Annotated in this window: 15 protein-coding genes; 5 read left to right on the plus strand and 10 right to left on the minus strand. The window is 45.8% G+C overall.

Annotation, left to right across the window (positions count from 1 at the left end; all coding sequences use genetic code 11):
• Nucleotides 1-150: 150 nt before the first annotated feature.
• Complete coding sequence (locus MKX59_RS17840; RefSeq protein WP_023988157.1) at nt 151-1,434, plus strand: nucleoside recognition protein; 1,284 nt, start codon at nt 151-153, stop codon at nt 1,432-1,434.
• Here MKX59_RS17840 and coaD read toward each other — a convergent pair.
• From coaD to MKX59_RS17880, 8 genes are all read right to left on the minus strand, one after another.
• Nucleotides 1,397-1,918: a pantetheine-phosphate adenylyltransferase gene (gene coaD / locus MKX59_RS17845; RefSeq protein ID WP_013309846.1), complete on the minus strand. Its 522-nt coding sequence runs from the start codon at nt 1,916-1,918 to the stop codon at nt 1,397-1,399. The two genes, MKX59_RS17840 and coaD, sit on opposite strands and share 38 nt — an antisense overlap.
• Entirely contained in the window at nt 1,911-2,552 is a 642-nt protein-coding gene (rsmD, locus tag MKX59_RS17850; RefSeq protein ID WP_028542741.1) for a 16S rRNA (guanine(966)-N(2))-methyltransferase RsmD, read from the minus strand. Before rsmD ends, coaD begins: the two co-directional genes overlap by 8 nt.
• A gap of 315 nt (nt 2,553-2,867) precedes the next feature.
• The gene (locus MKX59_RS17855; protein WP_023988155.1) at nt 2,868-2,990 is read right to left on the minus strand and encodes a cyclic lactone autoinducer peptide; all 123 of its coding nucleotides are present in this window, start codon (nt 2,988-2,990) and stop codon (nt 2,868-2,870) included.
• A 5-nt stretch (nt 2,991-2,995) separates the two neighbouring features.
• Entirely contained in the window at nt 2,996-3,511 is a 516-nt protein-coding gene (locus tag MKX59_RS17860) for an accessory gene regulator ArgB-like protein (RefSeq protein ID WP_028542742.1), read from the minus strand.
• Complete coding sequence (locus tag MKX59_RS17865) at nt 3,504-4,136, minus strand: hypothetical protein (RefSeq protein WP_023988153.1); 633 nt, start codon at nt 4,134-4,136, stop codon at nt 3,504-3,506. Before MKX59_RS17865 ends, MKX59_RS17860 begins: the two co-directional genes overlap by 8 nt.
• A gap of 171 nt (nt 4,137-4,307) precedes the next feature.
• Nucleotides 4,308-5,426 carry an acyltransferase family protein gene (locus MKX59_RS17870; RefSeq protein WP_340858681.1) on the minus strand — a complete coding sequence of 373 codons (1,119 nt, stop codon included), beginning with the start codon at nt 5,424-5,426 and terminating at the stop codon, nt 4,308-4,310.
• A 314-nt stretch (nt 5,427-5,740) separates the two neighbouring features.
• A complete protein-coding gene (locus MKX59_RS17875; protein WP_023988151.1) occupies nt 5,741-7,558 on the minus strand; it encodes an APC family permease in 1,818 nt (605 codons plus the stop codon).
• 193 nt (nt 7,559-7,751) lie between these two features.
• The gene (locus MKX59_RS17880) at nt 7,752-8,588 is read right to left on the minus strand and encodes an AraC family transcriptional regulator (RefSeq protein ID WP_023988150.1); all 837 of its coding nucleotides are present in this window, start codon (nt 8,586-8,588) and stop codon (nt 7,752-7,754) included.
• Nucleotides 8,589-8,726: 138 nt separating this feature from the next.
• On the opposite strand from MKX59_RS17880, the gene MKX59_RS17885 reads away from it, so the two are divergent.
• The 3 genes from MKX59_RS17885 to MKX59_RS17895 all read left to right on the plus strand — a co-directional run bounded on the left by MKX59_RS17885 (nt 8,727) and on the right by MKX59_RS17895 (nt 12,896).
• A complete protein-coding gene (locus tag MKX59_RS17885) occupies nt 8,727-10,754 on the plus strand; it encodes a beta-galactosidase (RefSeq protein ID WP_069080073.1) in 2,028 nt (675 codons plus the stop codon).
• Nucleotides 10,755-10,823: 69 nt separating this feature from the next.
• Nucleotides 10,824-12,050 carry an MFS transporter gene (locus MKX59_RS17890; protein WP_028542745.1) on the plus strand — a complete coding sequence of 409 codons (1,227 nt, stop codon included), beginning with the start codon at nt 10,824-10,826 and terminating at the stop codon, nt 12,048-12,050.
• Between the two features lie 210 nt (nt 12,051-12,260).
• Entirely contained in the window at nt 12,261-12,896 is a 636-nt protein-coding gene (locus MKX59_RS17895) for a hypothetical protein (RefSeq protein WP_069080038.1), read from the plus strand.
• A 73-nt stretch (nt 12,897-12,969) separates the two neighbouring features.
• Here the strand turns inward: MKX59_RS17895 and MKX59_RS17900 are convergent, their stop codons facing one another.
• Together MKX59_RS17900 and MKX59_RS17905 are read right to left on the minus strand one after the other, a co-directional pair.
• The gene (locus MKX59_RS17900) at nt 12,970-13,800 is read right to left on the minus strand and encodes a DegV family protein (protein WP_023988146.1); all 831 of its coding nucleotides are present in this window, start codon (nt 13,798-13,800) and stop codon (nt 12,970-12,972) included.
• A 21-nt stretch (nt 13,801-13,821) separates the two neighbouring features.
• The gene (locus tag MKX59_RS17905) at nt 13,822-14,259 is read right to left on the minus strand and encodes a MarR family winged helix-turn-helix transcriptional regulator (protein WP_023988145.1); all 438 of its coding nucleotides are present in this window, start codon (nt 14,257-14,259) and stop codon (nt 13,822-13,824) included.
• Between the two features lie 191 nt (nt 14,260-14,450).
• On the opposite strand from MKX59_RS17905, the gene MKX59_RS17910 reads away from it, so the two are divergent.
• Entirely contained in the window at nt 14,451-14,918 is a 468-nt protein-coding gene (locus MKX59_RS17910; protein WP_023988144.1) for a GNAT family N-acetyltransferase, read from the plus strand.
• The last annotated feature ends 21 nt before the right edge of the window (nt 14,919-14,939 follow it).

A 14,939-nucleotide genomic window follows, 5' to 3' on the forward strand; every position in this document is an offset into this window, starting at 1 on the left:
TCTACGCCACCTGTTCTCAAGCCTTCCGAAAAAGCATACATTGTTTACGACAACGTATACGAACAACCTATCCCAAGACAACGAACGTGAATAAACGCTGGAGACAGCATCCGACTCTCCTTAGTATATTTATGAGAGGTGAATTCTTTGATGCAAAAGGAAGCCCATTCCGCTCCTTATTGGACAACCGTACTGCTTGGCCTTGGAGCCATTTTACTTGTACTGGCTGTTGTCGCCTCACCAGAAAAAGTATTTCAAGCCTCTACTCAAGGCCTTAAGCTATGGTGGAGTATTATTTTCCCGGCCATGTTGCCTTTTTTGATGCTGTCCGAAATGCTCATCGCCTTTGGTCTAGTCCATGGACTAGGTGTCCTGCTGGAGCCGTTTATGCGATTCTGGTTCCGTCTACCCGGGCGAAGCGGCTGGGTGTTGGCCCTCGGCCTGACCGCAGGATTCCCGGCTGCTGCGGAAGCAGTGCGCCAATGGGCACAACAGGAGGATATGACCGCGTTTCAGCTTCGACGTCTAACCGCTATCGCTCATTTCTGCAATCCGATTACCATCCTGCTCGTCATCGGGACAGGGCTACTGCACAATGCTGCCGCAGGTGTGATGTTACTTGCCGTTCACTGGATTTCCGGGCTGCTGGCAGGCTGGATCACAGCCAGACTACCTGTACCGTCCAAAGAATTGCAAAAACGGGAAACGCCAGCTGCCCTCCGGCGCACCTCAGTTTCCCGTACTTCTCCCTCCCTGATCCGATCCGCATGGGAAGCTACCCGCTCTGCCAGAGAACGGGACGGCCGCAGTTTCGGAAAACTGTTGGGCGAAACCGTATCCCATGCTGTACAGACGCTGATGGTGACAGGTGGATTCATTATTTTCTTTTCCGTACTGATTCGACTGCTGTCCATATATACAGGCCAAGGATCGCTTTCTTTCATATGGCCTGCCTGGATGGAAATCCATCTGGGTTCCTATGAAATCAGCCGTCTGCCCTTTGATCTCCGTACACAAGCAGCCCTGATCAGTGCTGTGTTGGGCTGGGGTGGCCTGTGCGGCTGGCTTCAAATTACCGCCGTCACCAGGCCTTCCGACAAGGGCATCACCTTCACCCTGTCACGAGTGCTCCATGGGATCATTGCTTTTGGACTTACCTTGGCGACATGGGTCCCGCTTAGCCGCATCTTCAGCAATACAACTCCCGCTTACGTCAGTCGCAGTTCTGTGTCTTCTTTTGCGGAAAGCGTAAATGAATCCGCCACGCATCCTGTCATGGCCGGAGCCAGCGGCTTATTAACACAAATTGAAGGAACATCTATGTACCCCTGGCAACTAACCGTACTGTCCATTGCACTGCTAGGTACAATTATAGTTACCCTGTTGGCCTTTTCCTTTATGACTTCATGGTGGAGCCGCCACGATTCGCGTTGACCTTCGCACGCAGTGCGTCTTCCACCTCCGGTGCCACCAGATCTACAACCTTGCCATCAAAATGCGCAATTTCCTTCACCATACTGGAACTCAGATATGAATAAGCTGGATTGGTCATCATAAAGATCGTTTCCGCATCCGGGTTCAGCTTATGATTTGTAGAGGCTAATTGTAGCTCATATTCAAAATCAGTCACCGACCGAATTCCTCTGACAATAACCTGGGCCCCTTTTTGACGTACATAATTAGCTGTCAGATCACGGAAGCTGTCCACTTCAACGTTCGGGATATCGCGAGTTACCGTTCGCAGTAACTCCATTCGTTCCTCAAGTGAAAACAGCGGATTTTTACTAATATTGTTAAGAACCGCGACAATCAATAGATCAAACTGTCTGGCTGCTCTTTGAATAATATCCTGATGCCCCATCGTCACGGGATCAAAAGTTCCCGGATATACAGCAATACGTGGTTTGTGCTCAATCATGATGGTCCTCCCCGTCTGATTCGCTGATGCCGAATTTGACCCCTCCGGCTTCTGTATGTTCTACGACATCCGACAAAACATCGGCTGCAAAATGATAAATAGATAACGCCGTTTCACCATAAACTGCTTTTCTGACCTGTTCGAACGGCCCGAAGCTTTCCGGATATTCATGTCCCGATTCATACTCCAGCACGATGATTGCATCTGAACGAAGCAAGTTCAACTCAGCCATACGGCTCATTAATTCATCTCCGTGTTTGAGACGATAGGGTGGGTCCAGAAAAACAGCATCAAAAAGAGCTCCACGTTTTGCCAGCACCTTGAGCGCTCGTCCGGCATCATTGCGGAACACTTCAGCCTGTCCTTCCAATCCAGTTTTTCGCAAATTTTCTTTAATGACATCAATGCTTTTGGATTCCATATCAATAAAAACAGCCTTGTCCATTCCCCGGCTAAGCGCCTCTATACCCAGGCCACCACTGCCAGCAAACAGATCAAGTGCGACTCCCCCATCAAAATAAGGACCTATCATGCTAAATAGCGCTTCCTTGACCTTATCCGTGGTCGGCCGCGTCCCTGTGCCGGGAACTGCCTTTAACGGCCTTCCTTTGGCACTACCCGATACCACTCTCACGCTGAAACTCACCTATTTTCTATATGTGTTCATAACCATATAAGATTATGACGCTATCGTACCACATGCACCGCCGTTTGAAAAACTTAGGATGAGGCAGGTATAAAAAACCATTCCCTGGGCATCCTTAGGATATCGGCATTCAACCAATGTCGTAGACAACCGCGGAGAAGACTTACGTTTCCCCATAAGCTCTTCGTCCGGTTTCTCCTCTCCCATTCGGGCGCTCTTTAATGGAGCGCCTGATTTTTTTTGCATAAAAAGAAGCTGCTTAATAGCAGCTCTATGTATCATTTTTCTATTTCGGCATTTTGTTTATTTCAGCAGTTCCTCGGGTGTATCCCCTTGATAAACATACACGTAACTCGCCACTGATACAGCAAATGTTGCAAACATAGACAACGATGTAGCTAATCCATATACCATTTTCCTCATCATTCCACTCACCTCCTTCCCCGGATCAATGTTAGGCTTTGGACCAAAAAAGCAATAGCCACTACAGAGGAACCGATTACAAAATTAGTACATACAAGCAAGGAGGATAACAGTCGCAAGAGGGGATAAAATTGTACTGGAATGCGCGACTGCTTTTCAATTCTGGACGGGGCAAAACATAAAACGAGAATGAGAGCTATTCCGGTAAACAGGTTTGTCCACCAACTATTTAAGGCAATGCAGGATATGTAAGTAAAAGCTGCTGAGGTCACCAACACACATGCCATGCCCGTTTTCAAATGAATGCCTCCTGATATTTGGCGCAGTAGGGCGAAAGCGACGAGAATCATTACAGCCTCTACCATCCGCCCCGTGAAGATTGAGGCGAATAGTGTTAACACGATGATCATGGACGCATTCAGAATGAGAGCAAGTGCGTATTTAAGTACCGCGACAGAGGCCGGATGATCAGGCACAGTACGTTTGATCTGGTTAGCAAGTTTGAAAGCCATCGCTTCAATCATCCCGGTATTCCTTTCCGATTGCATAATAGATGAAAAATCCCGAAACCAGTGCAAAAAATATCATATTTAACCATACCTCGTTATAGTAGAGCACAATAGAAGTTGAAATGAGCGACAGGATAATCAGCGTGATGACAATGCCATATTCCTCTTTGAACTTTAGCTTCTTGAAATTAGGGGAAAAGCCGATCCCTTTTCGATACAGCATCAATGAAATAAGCAGTCCTACTGCCGCGCTTACCACTTGTAGCAGATAGCCCTTCAAGGACCCATCCTGCAGCTCAGAAACCGGAAGGTTGCCGAACATGACTTTTAGGAATACAGACTGAACAACGGCATATGCAAAATAACCTGTAACCGTCATAATACCGGACCACACAATCGGAATCTTCACGACCGTAGCGAGTAAAAAAATAAAAAGCAGCATATTAACGACGGGCACCAAATACGAAAAGGAAAACTCCTCTCGGAGCATATAACTTTGCAAATTCATAATCAGGTTAACAAAAATGGCCTGCCATAGATAAGGGGTCATTTTAACTTTAAAAATACTCAAAATCAGTGCAAAAACAGCTACTCCCTCAAGCGTGGAGAAAAGCAAAAAGCCGATTGGCTTCAAAAGCATGCGTGCATCTCCTTTACAATTCCAACAAACCTCATCGGTGTATTCAAAAACTTGGATGTACATCGAATATAAAGGGCTGGGAGCTACTTTTCAAGAGGTCTTTTCAATTATTTCATAGATTTATTCAAGCACTTCAACCAAATGTTATCGGATGCTGCTTCAAGTTGCAGCTTAGGCAACACTTTCTTTGACCGAATCTCCCTGCTTGTGCACAGGCTTCATACGTGATATAAGCTTTTTCCCCCAACGGATGCCGGGCTGTTCAATCCACGAGTAGGTAAACCAGGATAGTCCGATGGTGAATAGCAACGTCATGATAAACATAAGTGTGAGGCTGACTAGGGGAGCAAAAGGTAGTTTAACCTGTACGATTAGTCCCAGAACCAGCATATGCGTCAAATACATGCTGTAGCTAAGGCGGCCGATCCATGACCACACCCGATTAAGCAGCCAGATCGGCTGCCAGTGATACAAAGCATACGCTCCCAGCAGCAACCCGACACCTATGAGATAATCGGTCATGCCTCCAAAAAACGCAAATAGCACAGAAACCAGCAGCCAACCTCCACTGACCCGGTCTATACTTTTCCAATGCCGCTCGTCTTTCCAAATGAAAAACAACAATATACCTAGCCCAAAGACAGGCAATTGATTCGGAAACCATAAATACAGATAGTGCCCCCATAAAGAGTGATCATTAATCCATGGATATTGAACAAATACCGTATTTAGCCCGAAGCTTACCACAAGTGCCATCACAACAAACCAGGTCGCATGGCGGACTGATCGGATCAGCTTAAATAACAGGGGGATAAACATATAAAACATACATTCCACCGCAATGGACCATTCCACACCAATAATGCTGTTGATCCAGTACGGATTCAGACCATTCAAAAACAGGAAATGAGCAGTGATATTGGTGGCAGTGACTCCCTCCTGATCTCCAAGCCAAAATCGTGGACCTGTCCCGTTCACAACCAAATAGATTCCTAACATCACGTAATACAAAGGAGCAATTCGAAAAAAACGACGCAACAGGTAAGCTGAAGTTCTTTCCCTCTTGTCACCTGAACGTCTGCTCAAGGACAGAAATAGTGTAAAAGCGCTGGCCATATAAAATAAAGCGACTCCTTTAGCTCCTATACTCAAGCCTTTTTGCAACCATCCGTTTAATCCGTCTACATGCTGGCTGACATGCACAAGTAAAACTCCAATAATAGCCAGCGCCCTCAGCGTATCTACAAATTGCAGCTTGTCATCTTCCATTTTCCCCTTGGCTTCGGGCATCGTATCCCTCCATAACAGTCTCGAATGATACATTTCGTATCTATAATACACAAAATGTATCACCAAAGTAAATATCTCCGTTATGCAAAAAAAAAACACCCTCCGACCGCAAAGAAATGCGGCCAAAAGATGTTCATTTTGTCCTTGCTATAGTCAGTTCACGCAAATGAGTTGGGCTAATTGGCAGTGACTTTATTTCAGGATTTTGCAAAATTCGATTCCAGTCGCTCCGAAGTGCAAGATATAGACGAACTAAAGCATTTCGATCTATATCCTGTTCATCGGAAGTCGCTTATGGGATTTTTGCAAAATCCTCATTTGTTTAAATGAAAAGGTACGGTCGTTACGATCACGTCTTTGTAATTAATCAAATAAGCTCTCATCAGTAAGCTGGTCTGATTGTGTAGAATATTTTCCCACCAGTGCTTGGTGATGAATTGTGGAATGAGAACAGTGATATGGTCCTCGTCTGCTTTTTTCCACTCTACTGTATCGATGAACTTGCGGAGCGGATTAATGATGCTGCGATAACGGGATCTCAGCACTACTAAACGTATGCCCACGTCCCACTCTTCCCACTTCTGTTCCATTTTTTGAATCGCCTCATCATCCACACCCACATATACGGCAACCACATTATCCGACAAGGTTTTGGCATAGCTGATCGTATTCATAACGACTCGCGTAATACCTGCCACCGGAATAATAATCGTATTGCCTTTCACCATAGGTTTATCCTTGGTAATATCAATGCGCAGTTGTTCAGCCGTATTTTTGTAATGCCTGTTGATCTTCATAAAGAAATACAGAACCAAAGGCAGAAAGATAAATATTACCCATACCTGGCTAAATTTGGTGAAAATAAAGATGAGCGTAATCGACAGCGTGGTCAGCATCCCAACCGTATTAATAGCAAGTTTGACGATCCAGCCTGGCGGTTTGAGCTTGATCCAGCGAATCATCATGCCAAGTTGCGAGAGCGTGAACGGAATAAATACCCCTACGGCATAAAGCGGGATCAGATTTTCTGTGTTTCCGCCAAATACGATAACCAGCAATGCCGAGAAGATACTCAGAAACAGGATACCATTAGAGTATCCAAGCCGATCTCCACGAACCATGAACATGTGCGGCATGTATTTGTCCTTCGCAAGCATAAAAGCAAGCAATGGAAAGGCCGAATAGGCTGTATTCGCCGCCAAAAACAAGATGAGCGCCGTTACGCCCTGAATGATGTAATACATCACACCGCGCCCAAAAGTGGCGTTCGCAATTTGCGAAATGACCGTTTCATGCGGATTAGGACGAACACCGTACCAATAAGCCAGCAAACTAATTCCGATAAACATACACCCGAGAATCAAACCCATCATCATTAGTGTAGTTGCTGCATTTTTGGCAGCTGGCTTGCGGAAGTTCGGAATGGCATTCGAGACAGCCTCTACCCCAGTTAACGCCGAGCAACCCGAGCTGAACGCCTTCAGTAGCAGGAACAGGCTGACGTTGGACACCGTAGCTCCAAATTGCGGTGCTGCAGCATGAGCTCCCCCTGCCACGTAATGAATGATACCGCTAATAATCAAAACAAAAATAGCAACAACAAATAAGTAAATCGGTACAGCCAGCACCGAGGCAGATTCTGTCACCCCGCGCAAGTTCATAATAGTCAAAAAGATAATCATAATCAGAGCAATGGCGATCCGATGATCATGTAACGACGGGAACGCAGATGTAATGGCATCTGTACCTGCTGATGAGCTAACTGCTACCGTCAGAATATAATCGACCAGCAAAGAACCACCTGCAATCAGACTCGGACTCTTTCCCAAATTGTCCTGTGCAACAATGTACGCTCCGCCACCACCAGGATAGGAAAATATGGTCTGTCTATAGGACAGGATCAGAATGATCAGCAAACCCAATACCGCAATGGATATAGGAATGGAATACCATAGGGCAGCGAAGCCAGCTGTAATTAAAACCAGCAGAATTTGCTCCGTTCCGTAAGCTACAGAGGACAAGGCATCTGAGGACAGAATGGCCAGTGCCTTGAGCTTATTCAGTTTCTCATCTTCAAGGGCCGTCGACTTTCGCGGACGACCGATTAATAATCTTTTGACTTTACTCAGCATTTCGTTGACTCCTTCTTTGGATGAGGGTTTTGCAAAAGAACTATGGATCTTATGTTTATTATGTCACCTGCACATCAGTTTGATGAAACAAATGAACTATTATTTTATACTCCCTCATCCTGAAAAAAACAATAAGGAATGCTCCCTAAAAAGAGCATTCCCGAGTAAGAAAGAGTATTTCGATAAAATACCCTTATGTATACAGTAATTTGAACCTTTCCGGGGTAATTCCTTCAGCTCGGCGGAAAGTTGCCACAAAATGACTGGCATCTCGGAATCCTACTCGCTCCGAAATCTCCTTTACTGTTAATTGCGGATATTCCGTCATCATTTCCTTGGCCTTCCGCAGCCGAATTACAATCAGATAAGCATAAGAAGTCACACCAAACGCTTGCTTAAATAATGTATTTAAATGACGGGAGCTGACATTCATCATAACTGCCATATCACCTAGGCCCACATCTGGACTGGCATAATTTTGCTCCATAAAGGCCAGTACAGGGGTTAAACGTTCCACATTATGGGATAGGGAAGGCATCGAGCTATGTTGTCCATGTTTACGCAGTAGAGTCAGAAAACGATACATATTGGCCGAAGCATCTAATCCAGACAAATCACGTTCACTAACCATGGAATGGAGCATAGTTTCCCCAAAGCTGTGCAGCTCGCTATCCGGGTCCCAATGATACCCACGCGTATGCTTCAATCCCAGTGCAGTCAATACAGCAGCGGCGATGGGGCCGTCAAATGTAATGTATAACGTTCGCCAAACCTTGGTCGCCCGTCTGTATGCATGGGATTCCCCGGGCAGCAGCAGAACCCCGGACTGCTCTCCCAGACGGAAGGTCCCCCCTTTAAATGTAAACATCCCTTCACCAGACACCGTCTGAATCCAGTGAAAGCACGGATAACCCTCTGGACGGGACACATCCTCCTGCCTGCTGTTAAATCCGATACTTTCAATAAAAAGGGGTAAAGAGTGCTCACGCGTAGTCAGGAAAAATCTTAAATGATGGGGAGTTAAAATCATAAAAAGCACCTCCGGCGTATGCGGGTATATATTCTTCATGTAGATCCATATTGTTATATACACGTTCATTTTATTATATTTAAAAGCAGTTATTTGTATTATAAGATAGAATTATTCTTATATACAGAGGTGATTGGCATGATAAGCAGCAAACTTCCTAAAGTATTTTACGGTGGAGATTATAATCCTGAGCAATGGGATGAGGCCACGCATCAGGAAGATTTACGGATGTTCAGGCAAGCAGGGATTGATATCGCCACGGTCAACGTATTCTCATGGGCCAAAATTCAGTCCGACGAAATCACATATCATTTTGAATGGCTGGATCAATTGATTGACAGTCTTTATGAAAGCGATATCTTCGTTTGTCTAGCTACTAGCACGGCAGCGCACCCTGCTTGGATGGCTACCCGCTACCCCGACGTTCTCCGGGTAGACGCTGACGGACGGAAGCGGAAATTCGGTGGCCGCCACAACTCCTGTCCGAACAGTCCAACGTATCGAAAATACGCGGAGCAGATGGCTGACCGAATTGCAGAACGATACAAAAACCATCCCGCGATCCTCGTGTGGCACGTGTCCAATGAGTACGGCGGGGATTGCTATTGTGATAACTGCGCGGCCGCATTCCGGGTGTGGCTCAAGCAAAAATACGGATCACTGGAAGAGCTAAACCGGGTGTGGAATACTTCCTTCTGGGGTCACACCTTCTATGATTGGGATGAAATTGTACCGCCAAATAATCTGAGCGAGCATTGGGGAGAAAATCACTCCTGCTTTCAGGGCATATCCCTCGATTATGCGCGCTTCAATTCAGACAGTATGCTGGATTGCTACCTATTGGAATATAACGCGATTAAAAAACATGTTCCCGATGCCGTGGTAACAACCAATCTGATGGGCTTTTTTAAGCAACTGGACTATTTTAAATGGGCTAAGTACATGGATATTGTATCTTGGGACAGCTATCCCGGGGCCAATACTCCGATAAGCTATACGGCGATGGCGCACGATCTGATGCGCGGCTTGAAGGATGGGCAACCCTTTATGCTGATGGAGCAAACACCGAGCCAGCAGAACTGGCAGGCGTATAATTCGCTTAAACGGCCCGGCGTTATGCGGTTATGGAGTTATCAGGCAGTCGCGCATGGCGCGGACACGGTCATGTTCTTCCAGCTTCGCCGCTCGATCGGCGCTTGTGAGAAATTCCACGGGGCCGTCATTGAGCATGCCGGGCATGAGAACACACGTGTATTTCGCGAGGTGGCACAGCTTGGCAGTGAGCTTGGCGCATTAGGCAACACACTACTTGACGCGACCGTTAATGCCAAAGTAGCCATTTTATTCGATTGGGATAATTGGTGGGCTTTGGAAAAATCAAGCGGCCCTTCTGTCGCCTTGAAATATATGGATCAGGTACACAAGTATTATGCTCCCCTCTTCCGGCGGAATGTACAGGTAGACCTGGTTTCTGTTGATGCAGATTTCCAGAAATATGATCTCATTATCGCGCCTGTACTCTACATGGTCAAGCCGGGTACCGCCGAGAAGCTGGAACAATTCACAGAGCATGGCGGCACCTTCGTAACGACCTTTTTCAGTGGCATTGTGAATGAAAACGATCTGGTCACAACCGGAGGATATCCTGGTAAACTGCGTAACTTGCTCGGGATCTGGGTGGAAGAAATTGACGCGCTTCTGCCGGAATCACACAATCGCATTGTATTGAAAGAAAAGGTGGGCGTATTACAAGGTGAATATAAATGCGGTCTACTCTGTGACTTGTTGCATAGCGAAGGCGCCGAAGTACTGGCCGAATACGGCGATGATTTCTATCAGGGCATGCCAGTGCTGACACGCAATGGTTTCGGTCAAGGTGAGGCATGGTACGTTGCTTCAGACCCTGAAGAAGCTTTCCTTGATGGCCTGCTGGGCTACATTTGTGAGCAAAAAGGGATTCCATCCCTGCTGCGCGCTCCTGCGGGTGTAGAAGCCACTGTACGGACCAAAAATGGAAAATCATATCTATTCGTTCTGAACCATAACGCCCAGACGCAGCAATATCATCTGGATGATCAGAAAGGGAATGAGCTGATCAGCGGTAAATACCTGGAAGGAGAAATTTCTATTGAAGGCTACGGCTTTCATGTACTGGAGCTATCATAATCACTCAGATTTGACTCATGCAGTTTAGCTTGCCGCATGAGTCAAATCTAGGTATCAAAGGAGTTCATCATGAAACGACTGCTATGGATCGGCAGCTTATCTTATTTTTTAATCGGCCTGGCACACGTGGTTGTAGGCTCCCTACTGCCTGTGTTGTTAGAGCATTACGGTAGAAACTATACGGATGGCGGAAGTCTAATCTTCGCTCAATTTTCCGGTTTTCTGGCTGGAGTCCTGCTGTCGCCGTGGCTTGCCCGGAGTTTCGGCAAACGCCGAAGTCTGGTATTCGCCCTGCTCCTGCTATGCGCGGCGGAAGTGCTGTACTCATTGCTGCCGCCTTGGGGTTGGCTATATGCCGTCGGGGCAGCAGCCGGGTTTGGCTTCGGCATGGTAGAAACACTCATTGGCACTATTATTATCAGCGGTATTACTCAAGGAACGGGCGCGGCGATGAGCCGTCTGGAAGTCTTCTTTGGGATCGGCGCTTTGGCTATGCCCGCTATCGCCAGCCAGCTCATTGCACTCGGTTGGTGGCGATTGGCCTTTCCCATCATTTCCATGTTTGCAGCCGTCACCATTATAGCTTGGCTGCGCGGGTCCTTCGGCACGCTGGACGCTGTATTAGACCAACAGGAACACCAAGGTGACAACCATACGCGTTCCACTAACTCACCCAAATCCCCCACGGTGGAGGCTTCTAAGGGTAGCCCTATAGGCAATTGGAAGCTACTTGCACTATTTATCGTCTTTTTCTTTATCTATGTAGGGACAGAGATGAGCCTGGCTAATTTCCTGCCCTCCATGTTCATCGAACGGCTGGGTCTCACACAAGCCGAAGCAGCACTTAGTGTCACCTGCTTCTGGTTAGCAATGGCTACCGGCCGGTTATTCACAGGCTACATTGCCGATCGATACGGCTACGGTGTCTTTGTCGCCCTGAGCTCACTGGCAGCGACCGTGCTGCTGTGCGTGTTCCCGCTGATCAAAGGGACTGAAGGCGCCTTTATCCTTATTGTACTGCTGGGGCTGGGCATGTCCGGCATCTTCTCCATCGCACTTGTTTTTGCCAGCAAAATGATGCCGGGTACAGAAGAATCTACCACTAGCCTGCTTATCGGCGCAGGTGGAGTTGGGGGAGCTCTGCTGCCTTTATGGCTTGGAAATAGCATGGATCGTGGTGGAGCAGTCTCTTCGGCGTGGTTGCTGGCAGGCTTCGCCTGTATCCTGTGCCTGCTTGGGGGCATCTTGTACGCCCTATATGTGCGCAAAAAACGGCTTCAAACCGCTTCATCCTGAGACACGTCTCTACTGGCGCCTTTGTCTGTTCCTTGGTTGTCATCCAAGTGCACATTCAAAGGTGCTTTTTTACATACTAGACGAATGCACCTTGTACAGCAGCCCGTTTTTAGTCAAAATAGATCGTTTCCTATGAATCACAGGACAGATATCCATGCCTCCTCTAGATGAATGGAGTAGTATACAACAAACCATATGGAGGTGTTTGTATTGGGTCATCCTGAATTAAAACGAAAAAAAGGCCGTAAAAAAAATGTTTTTGTCCGTGCCTGGTTTGATAAGTTAGAAAAAAAGTTTGAGGAGAAGCCCCCAAAGAGAAAAGTCCGCTCGAAACGGAAAGGGGTTGGAAAAGATATCATCGTCAAAAAGCAACTTGTAAATGTGAATATTAATCATGGCACTTTAGGGCCTGATGGGGATCCTGGAACCATAGGTGATTTAGCGCAGTTCGGTTATATTTATAATGTGAAGCCCCAAGTTGTTCCGATTGAAGGGGATGTCATTTTGGATACGAACGGTATACTTACACCTGGAATTGCTCATGTTCCAGGAACTACACAGATTGCTGTATCCGATGCTGGAAAATATGAAGTTCACTTTTCGGTGTCCGGTATGGAACCTAACCAATTCGCCATCTTTATTAATGGCGCACTGGCTGTGGGAACTGTATACGGCTCAGGAGCCGGGACACAACAGAACACAGGGCAAGCTATCCTCGCTCTGGCATGCGGTGACGTCCTTACTCTGCGAAACCATAGCTCTACTACTGCTGTTACCCTGCAAACACAAGCCGGAGGAACTCAAGCCAGTATAAACGCTTCTGTCCTCATTAAAAAATTGAGATAGGCTTGAACTCCCGCAAAGTCTCAGTGTACTAAAAAGGGTTTATCCATACAGCGAGGATAAACCCTGAATATTTTTAAAAAGCCATAATGATCCCTTTGTCATTGGCATACATTGAACTAATCCCTCTGGTGGACACAATATGAATATCTTTAAATTGATAGCGTTTCTTCAGCGCATTCATTAATTTTTCCGCCAGCCCAGGATTATTGCAGTGAGTAATGACGATGCTTTCTCCTTCGGTAGCCCGGCCACTTTTTTCAATAGTATCTGCCAGCTTTTCGATAATTTGATTCTGACCGCGTGCTTGAGTAAAAAATGCGATATTCCCGTCACCATCCGAGCCTAAAATAGGCCTGATATGCAAGAGTGAAAGTATCTTTCCTGTGATTTTATTCATCCGTCCGTTTTTAACCAAATTATCCAGATTTTCCAAAACAAAGTACGTTTTCATCTTGCTGATAAAGCTCTCCAAGGAAGAAATAATTTCGCTTTTATGATAGCCCTCGTCGATTAGCTTGCGTAGTTTTAGAGCTAACAAGAGCTGTCCAGCCGAAGCGCTTTTCGAATCAAATACATGAACATCCGCCCCCTCTTCTTCCGCCATATCTTTTCCTACCAATGCACTGGAATAAGAACTGGACAGGTTGCTGGATAATGTAATGGCAAAAGAAGTATGCGTACCTTGAAAGGCTTCCTTATACAGCATAGGTGACGGTGATGCGGATCCAATTTTGGTTGTACAGGCTTTCATTTCTTCCATAAACTGAGGCAAGTCCAATGTGTCATCATCTACGAAGCATTTATCTCCCAGCGTCATATTTAACGGAATTGTAGTAACTTGCATCTCTTCTCTAAGCTCTCTCGTTAAATCACAGCAGCTGTCTGCTATTATTTTATATCTCACCCGGTACACCCTCACATTATGTTATTTTTCAATAGAACCCGCATTCATAATACTCAAAGAAAGCTCAATTAACCGTATAAAATCCTTCACATTCTTCTCACCCAAACCTACTACAAGCGCTTCAAAATAACCCTCAATTCTCTGTTGCTTCTGTTTGATCAACGATTCACCATCTACTGTGAGCCTTACACACATTCGTCGTCTGTCATGCTCAGACATTTCCATAGTCACATAGCCTTTTTTCCTTAATCCCGTAAGCGCTGCCGTAATTCTTGATCTGGATACATGCAGATGATCGCTGAGCAAGGAAGGATTAATTTCATCATCCCGATGCTGAACTAAATATTGAAGCACATGGTTTTCCCCCTGAACAAGCTCCGTCAGGCTACTGAATAATTCCATGTCATAAATCCGGTTAACGGATTCTCTCAATTCGTCCCTTAGTTCATAATCTTTCATAGTGAACCTCCGCAAAACACATAATACATACAGTTAACTATTAATACTATGTACTATAATGAATTGCCCACGATAATAACAATGAAATATTTGTGAATTTTAATACAAGGGTTAATGAGCTCAGCGTCGAATAAGAAAAAATACGCTTGATCACCTCTTGCCAGTTTACGGTAAAGGAGTTGTTACATAAGATGAAACGGTTTACTCTTCGCCAATCCCACAATTCGGATATTGAAAGCATTGCTAATTTACGGGCGATTGTACTGCGGAACGATTTAACCAGATTAGGAAGGTTTGATGAAGAGAAAGTTCGTCAACGCTTTCGTGATGCATTCGATTCTGTCCATACCTGGATCATTGAGGAAGACTCTTCTTTTGTGGGCTGCATAGCTTTTAAACCGAGATTAGACGGTTATTTATTGGAGCATTTTTATATTCATCCCAGTTACCAAGGTAAAGGAGTCGGCAGTCAAATATTAAAAAATCTGCTAGAACAAAATCATGTAAAAGGAAAACATGTAACCTTAAATGTTCTGCAAGGAAGCTCAGCCAGACGTCTTTATGAACGGTTTGGTTTTAAAATTGAACGTGAGGACCCTATTGACGTTTACATGTACTTAATCGTAGAGGGACATTCCAAAACTGTCGAAAGATCATAGAGTCATGCTTCAACACACCCT

The organism is Paenibacillus sp. FSL R7-0340 (genome assembly GCF_038002205.1).
In the GTDB taxonomy this organism is placed as follows: Bacteria; Bacillota; Bacilli; order Paenibacillales; family Paenibacillaceae; genus Paenibacillus; species Paenibacillus polymyxa_B.

Bases quoted from the DNA above. Each gene is read 5' to 3' on its own strand.
- MKX59_RS17840 (WP_023988157.1), top strand. From the start codon at position 151: ATGCAAAAGGAAGCCCATTCCGCTCCTTATTGGACAACCGTACTGCTT.
- coaD (WP_013309846.1), bottom strand. From the start codon at position 1,918: ATGATTGAGCACAAACCACGTATTGCTGTATATCCGGGAACTTTTGAT.
- MKX59_RS17855 (WP_023988155.1), bottom strand. From the start codon at position 2,990: ATGATGAGGAAAATGGTATATGGATTAGCTACATCGTTGTCTATGTTT.
- MKX59_RS17860 (WP_028542742.1), bottom strand. From the start codon at position 3,511: ATGATTGAAGCGATGGCTTTCAAACTTGCTAACCAGATCAAACGTACT.
- MKX59_RS17865 (WP_023988153.1), bottom strand. From the start codon at position 4,136: ATGCTTTTGAAGCCAATCGGCTTTTTGCTTTTCTCCACGCTTGAGGGA.
- MKX59_RS17870 (WP_340858681.1), bottom strand. From the start codon at position 5,426: ATGCCCGAAGCCAAGGGGAAAATGGAAGATGACAAGCTGCAATTTGTA.
- MKX59_RS17875 (WP_023988151.1), bottom strand. From the start codon at position 7,558: ATGCTGAGTAAAGTCAAAAGATTATTAATCGGTCGTCCGCGAAAGTCG.
- MKX59_RS17880 (WP_023988150.1), bottom strand. From the start codon at position 8,588: ATGATTTTAACTCCCCATCATTTAAGATTTTTCCTGACTACGCGTGAG.
- MKX59_RS17885 (WP_069080073.1), top strand. From the start codon at position 8,727: ATGATAAGCAGCAAACTTCCTAAAGTATTTTACGGTGGAGATTATAAT.
- MKX59_RS17890 (WP_028542745.1), top strand. From the start codon at position 10,824: ATGAAACGACTGCTATGGATCGGCAGCTTATCTTATTTTTTAATCGGC.
- MKX59_RS17905 (WP_023988145.1), bottom strand. From the start codon at position 14,259: ATGAAAGATTATGAACTAAGGGACGAATTGAGAGAATCCGTTAACCGG.
- MKX59_RS17910 (WP_023988144.1), top strand. From the start codon at position 14,451: ATGAAACGGTTTACTCTTCGCCAATCCCACAATTCGGATATTGAAAGC.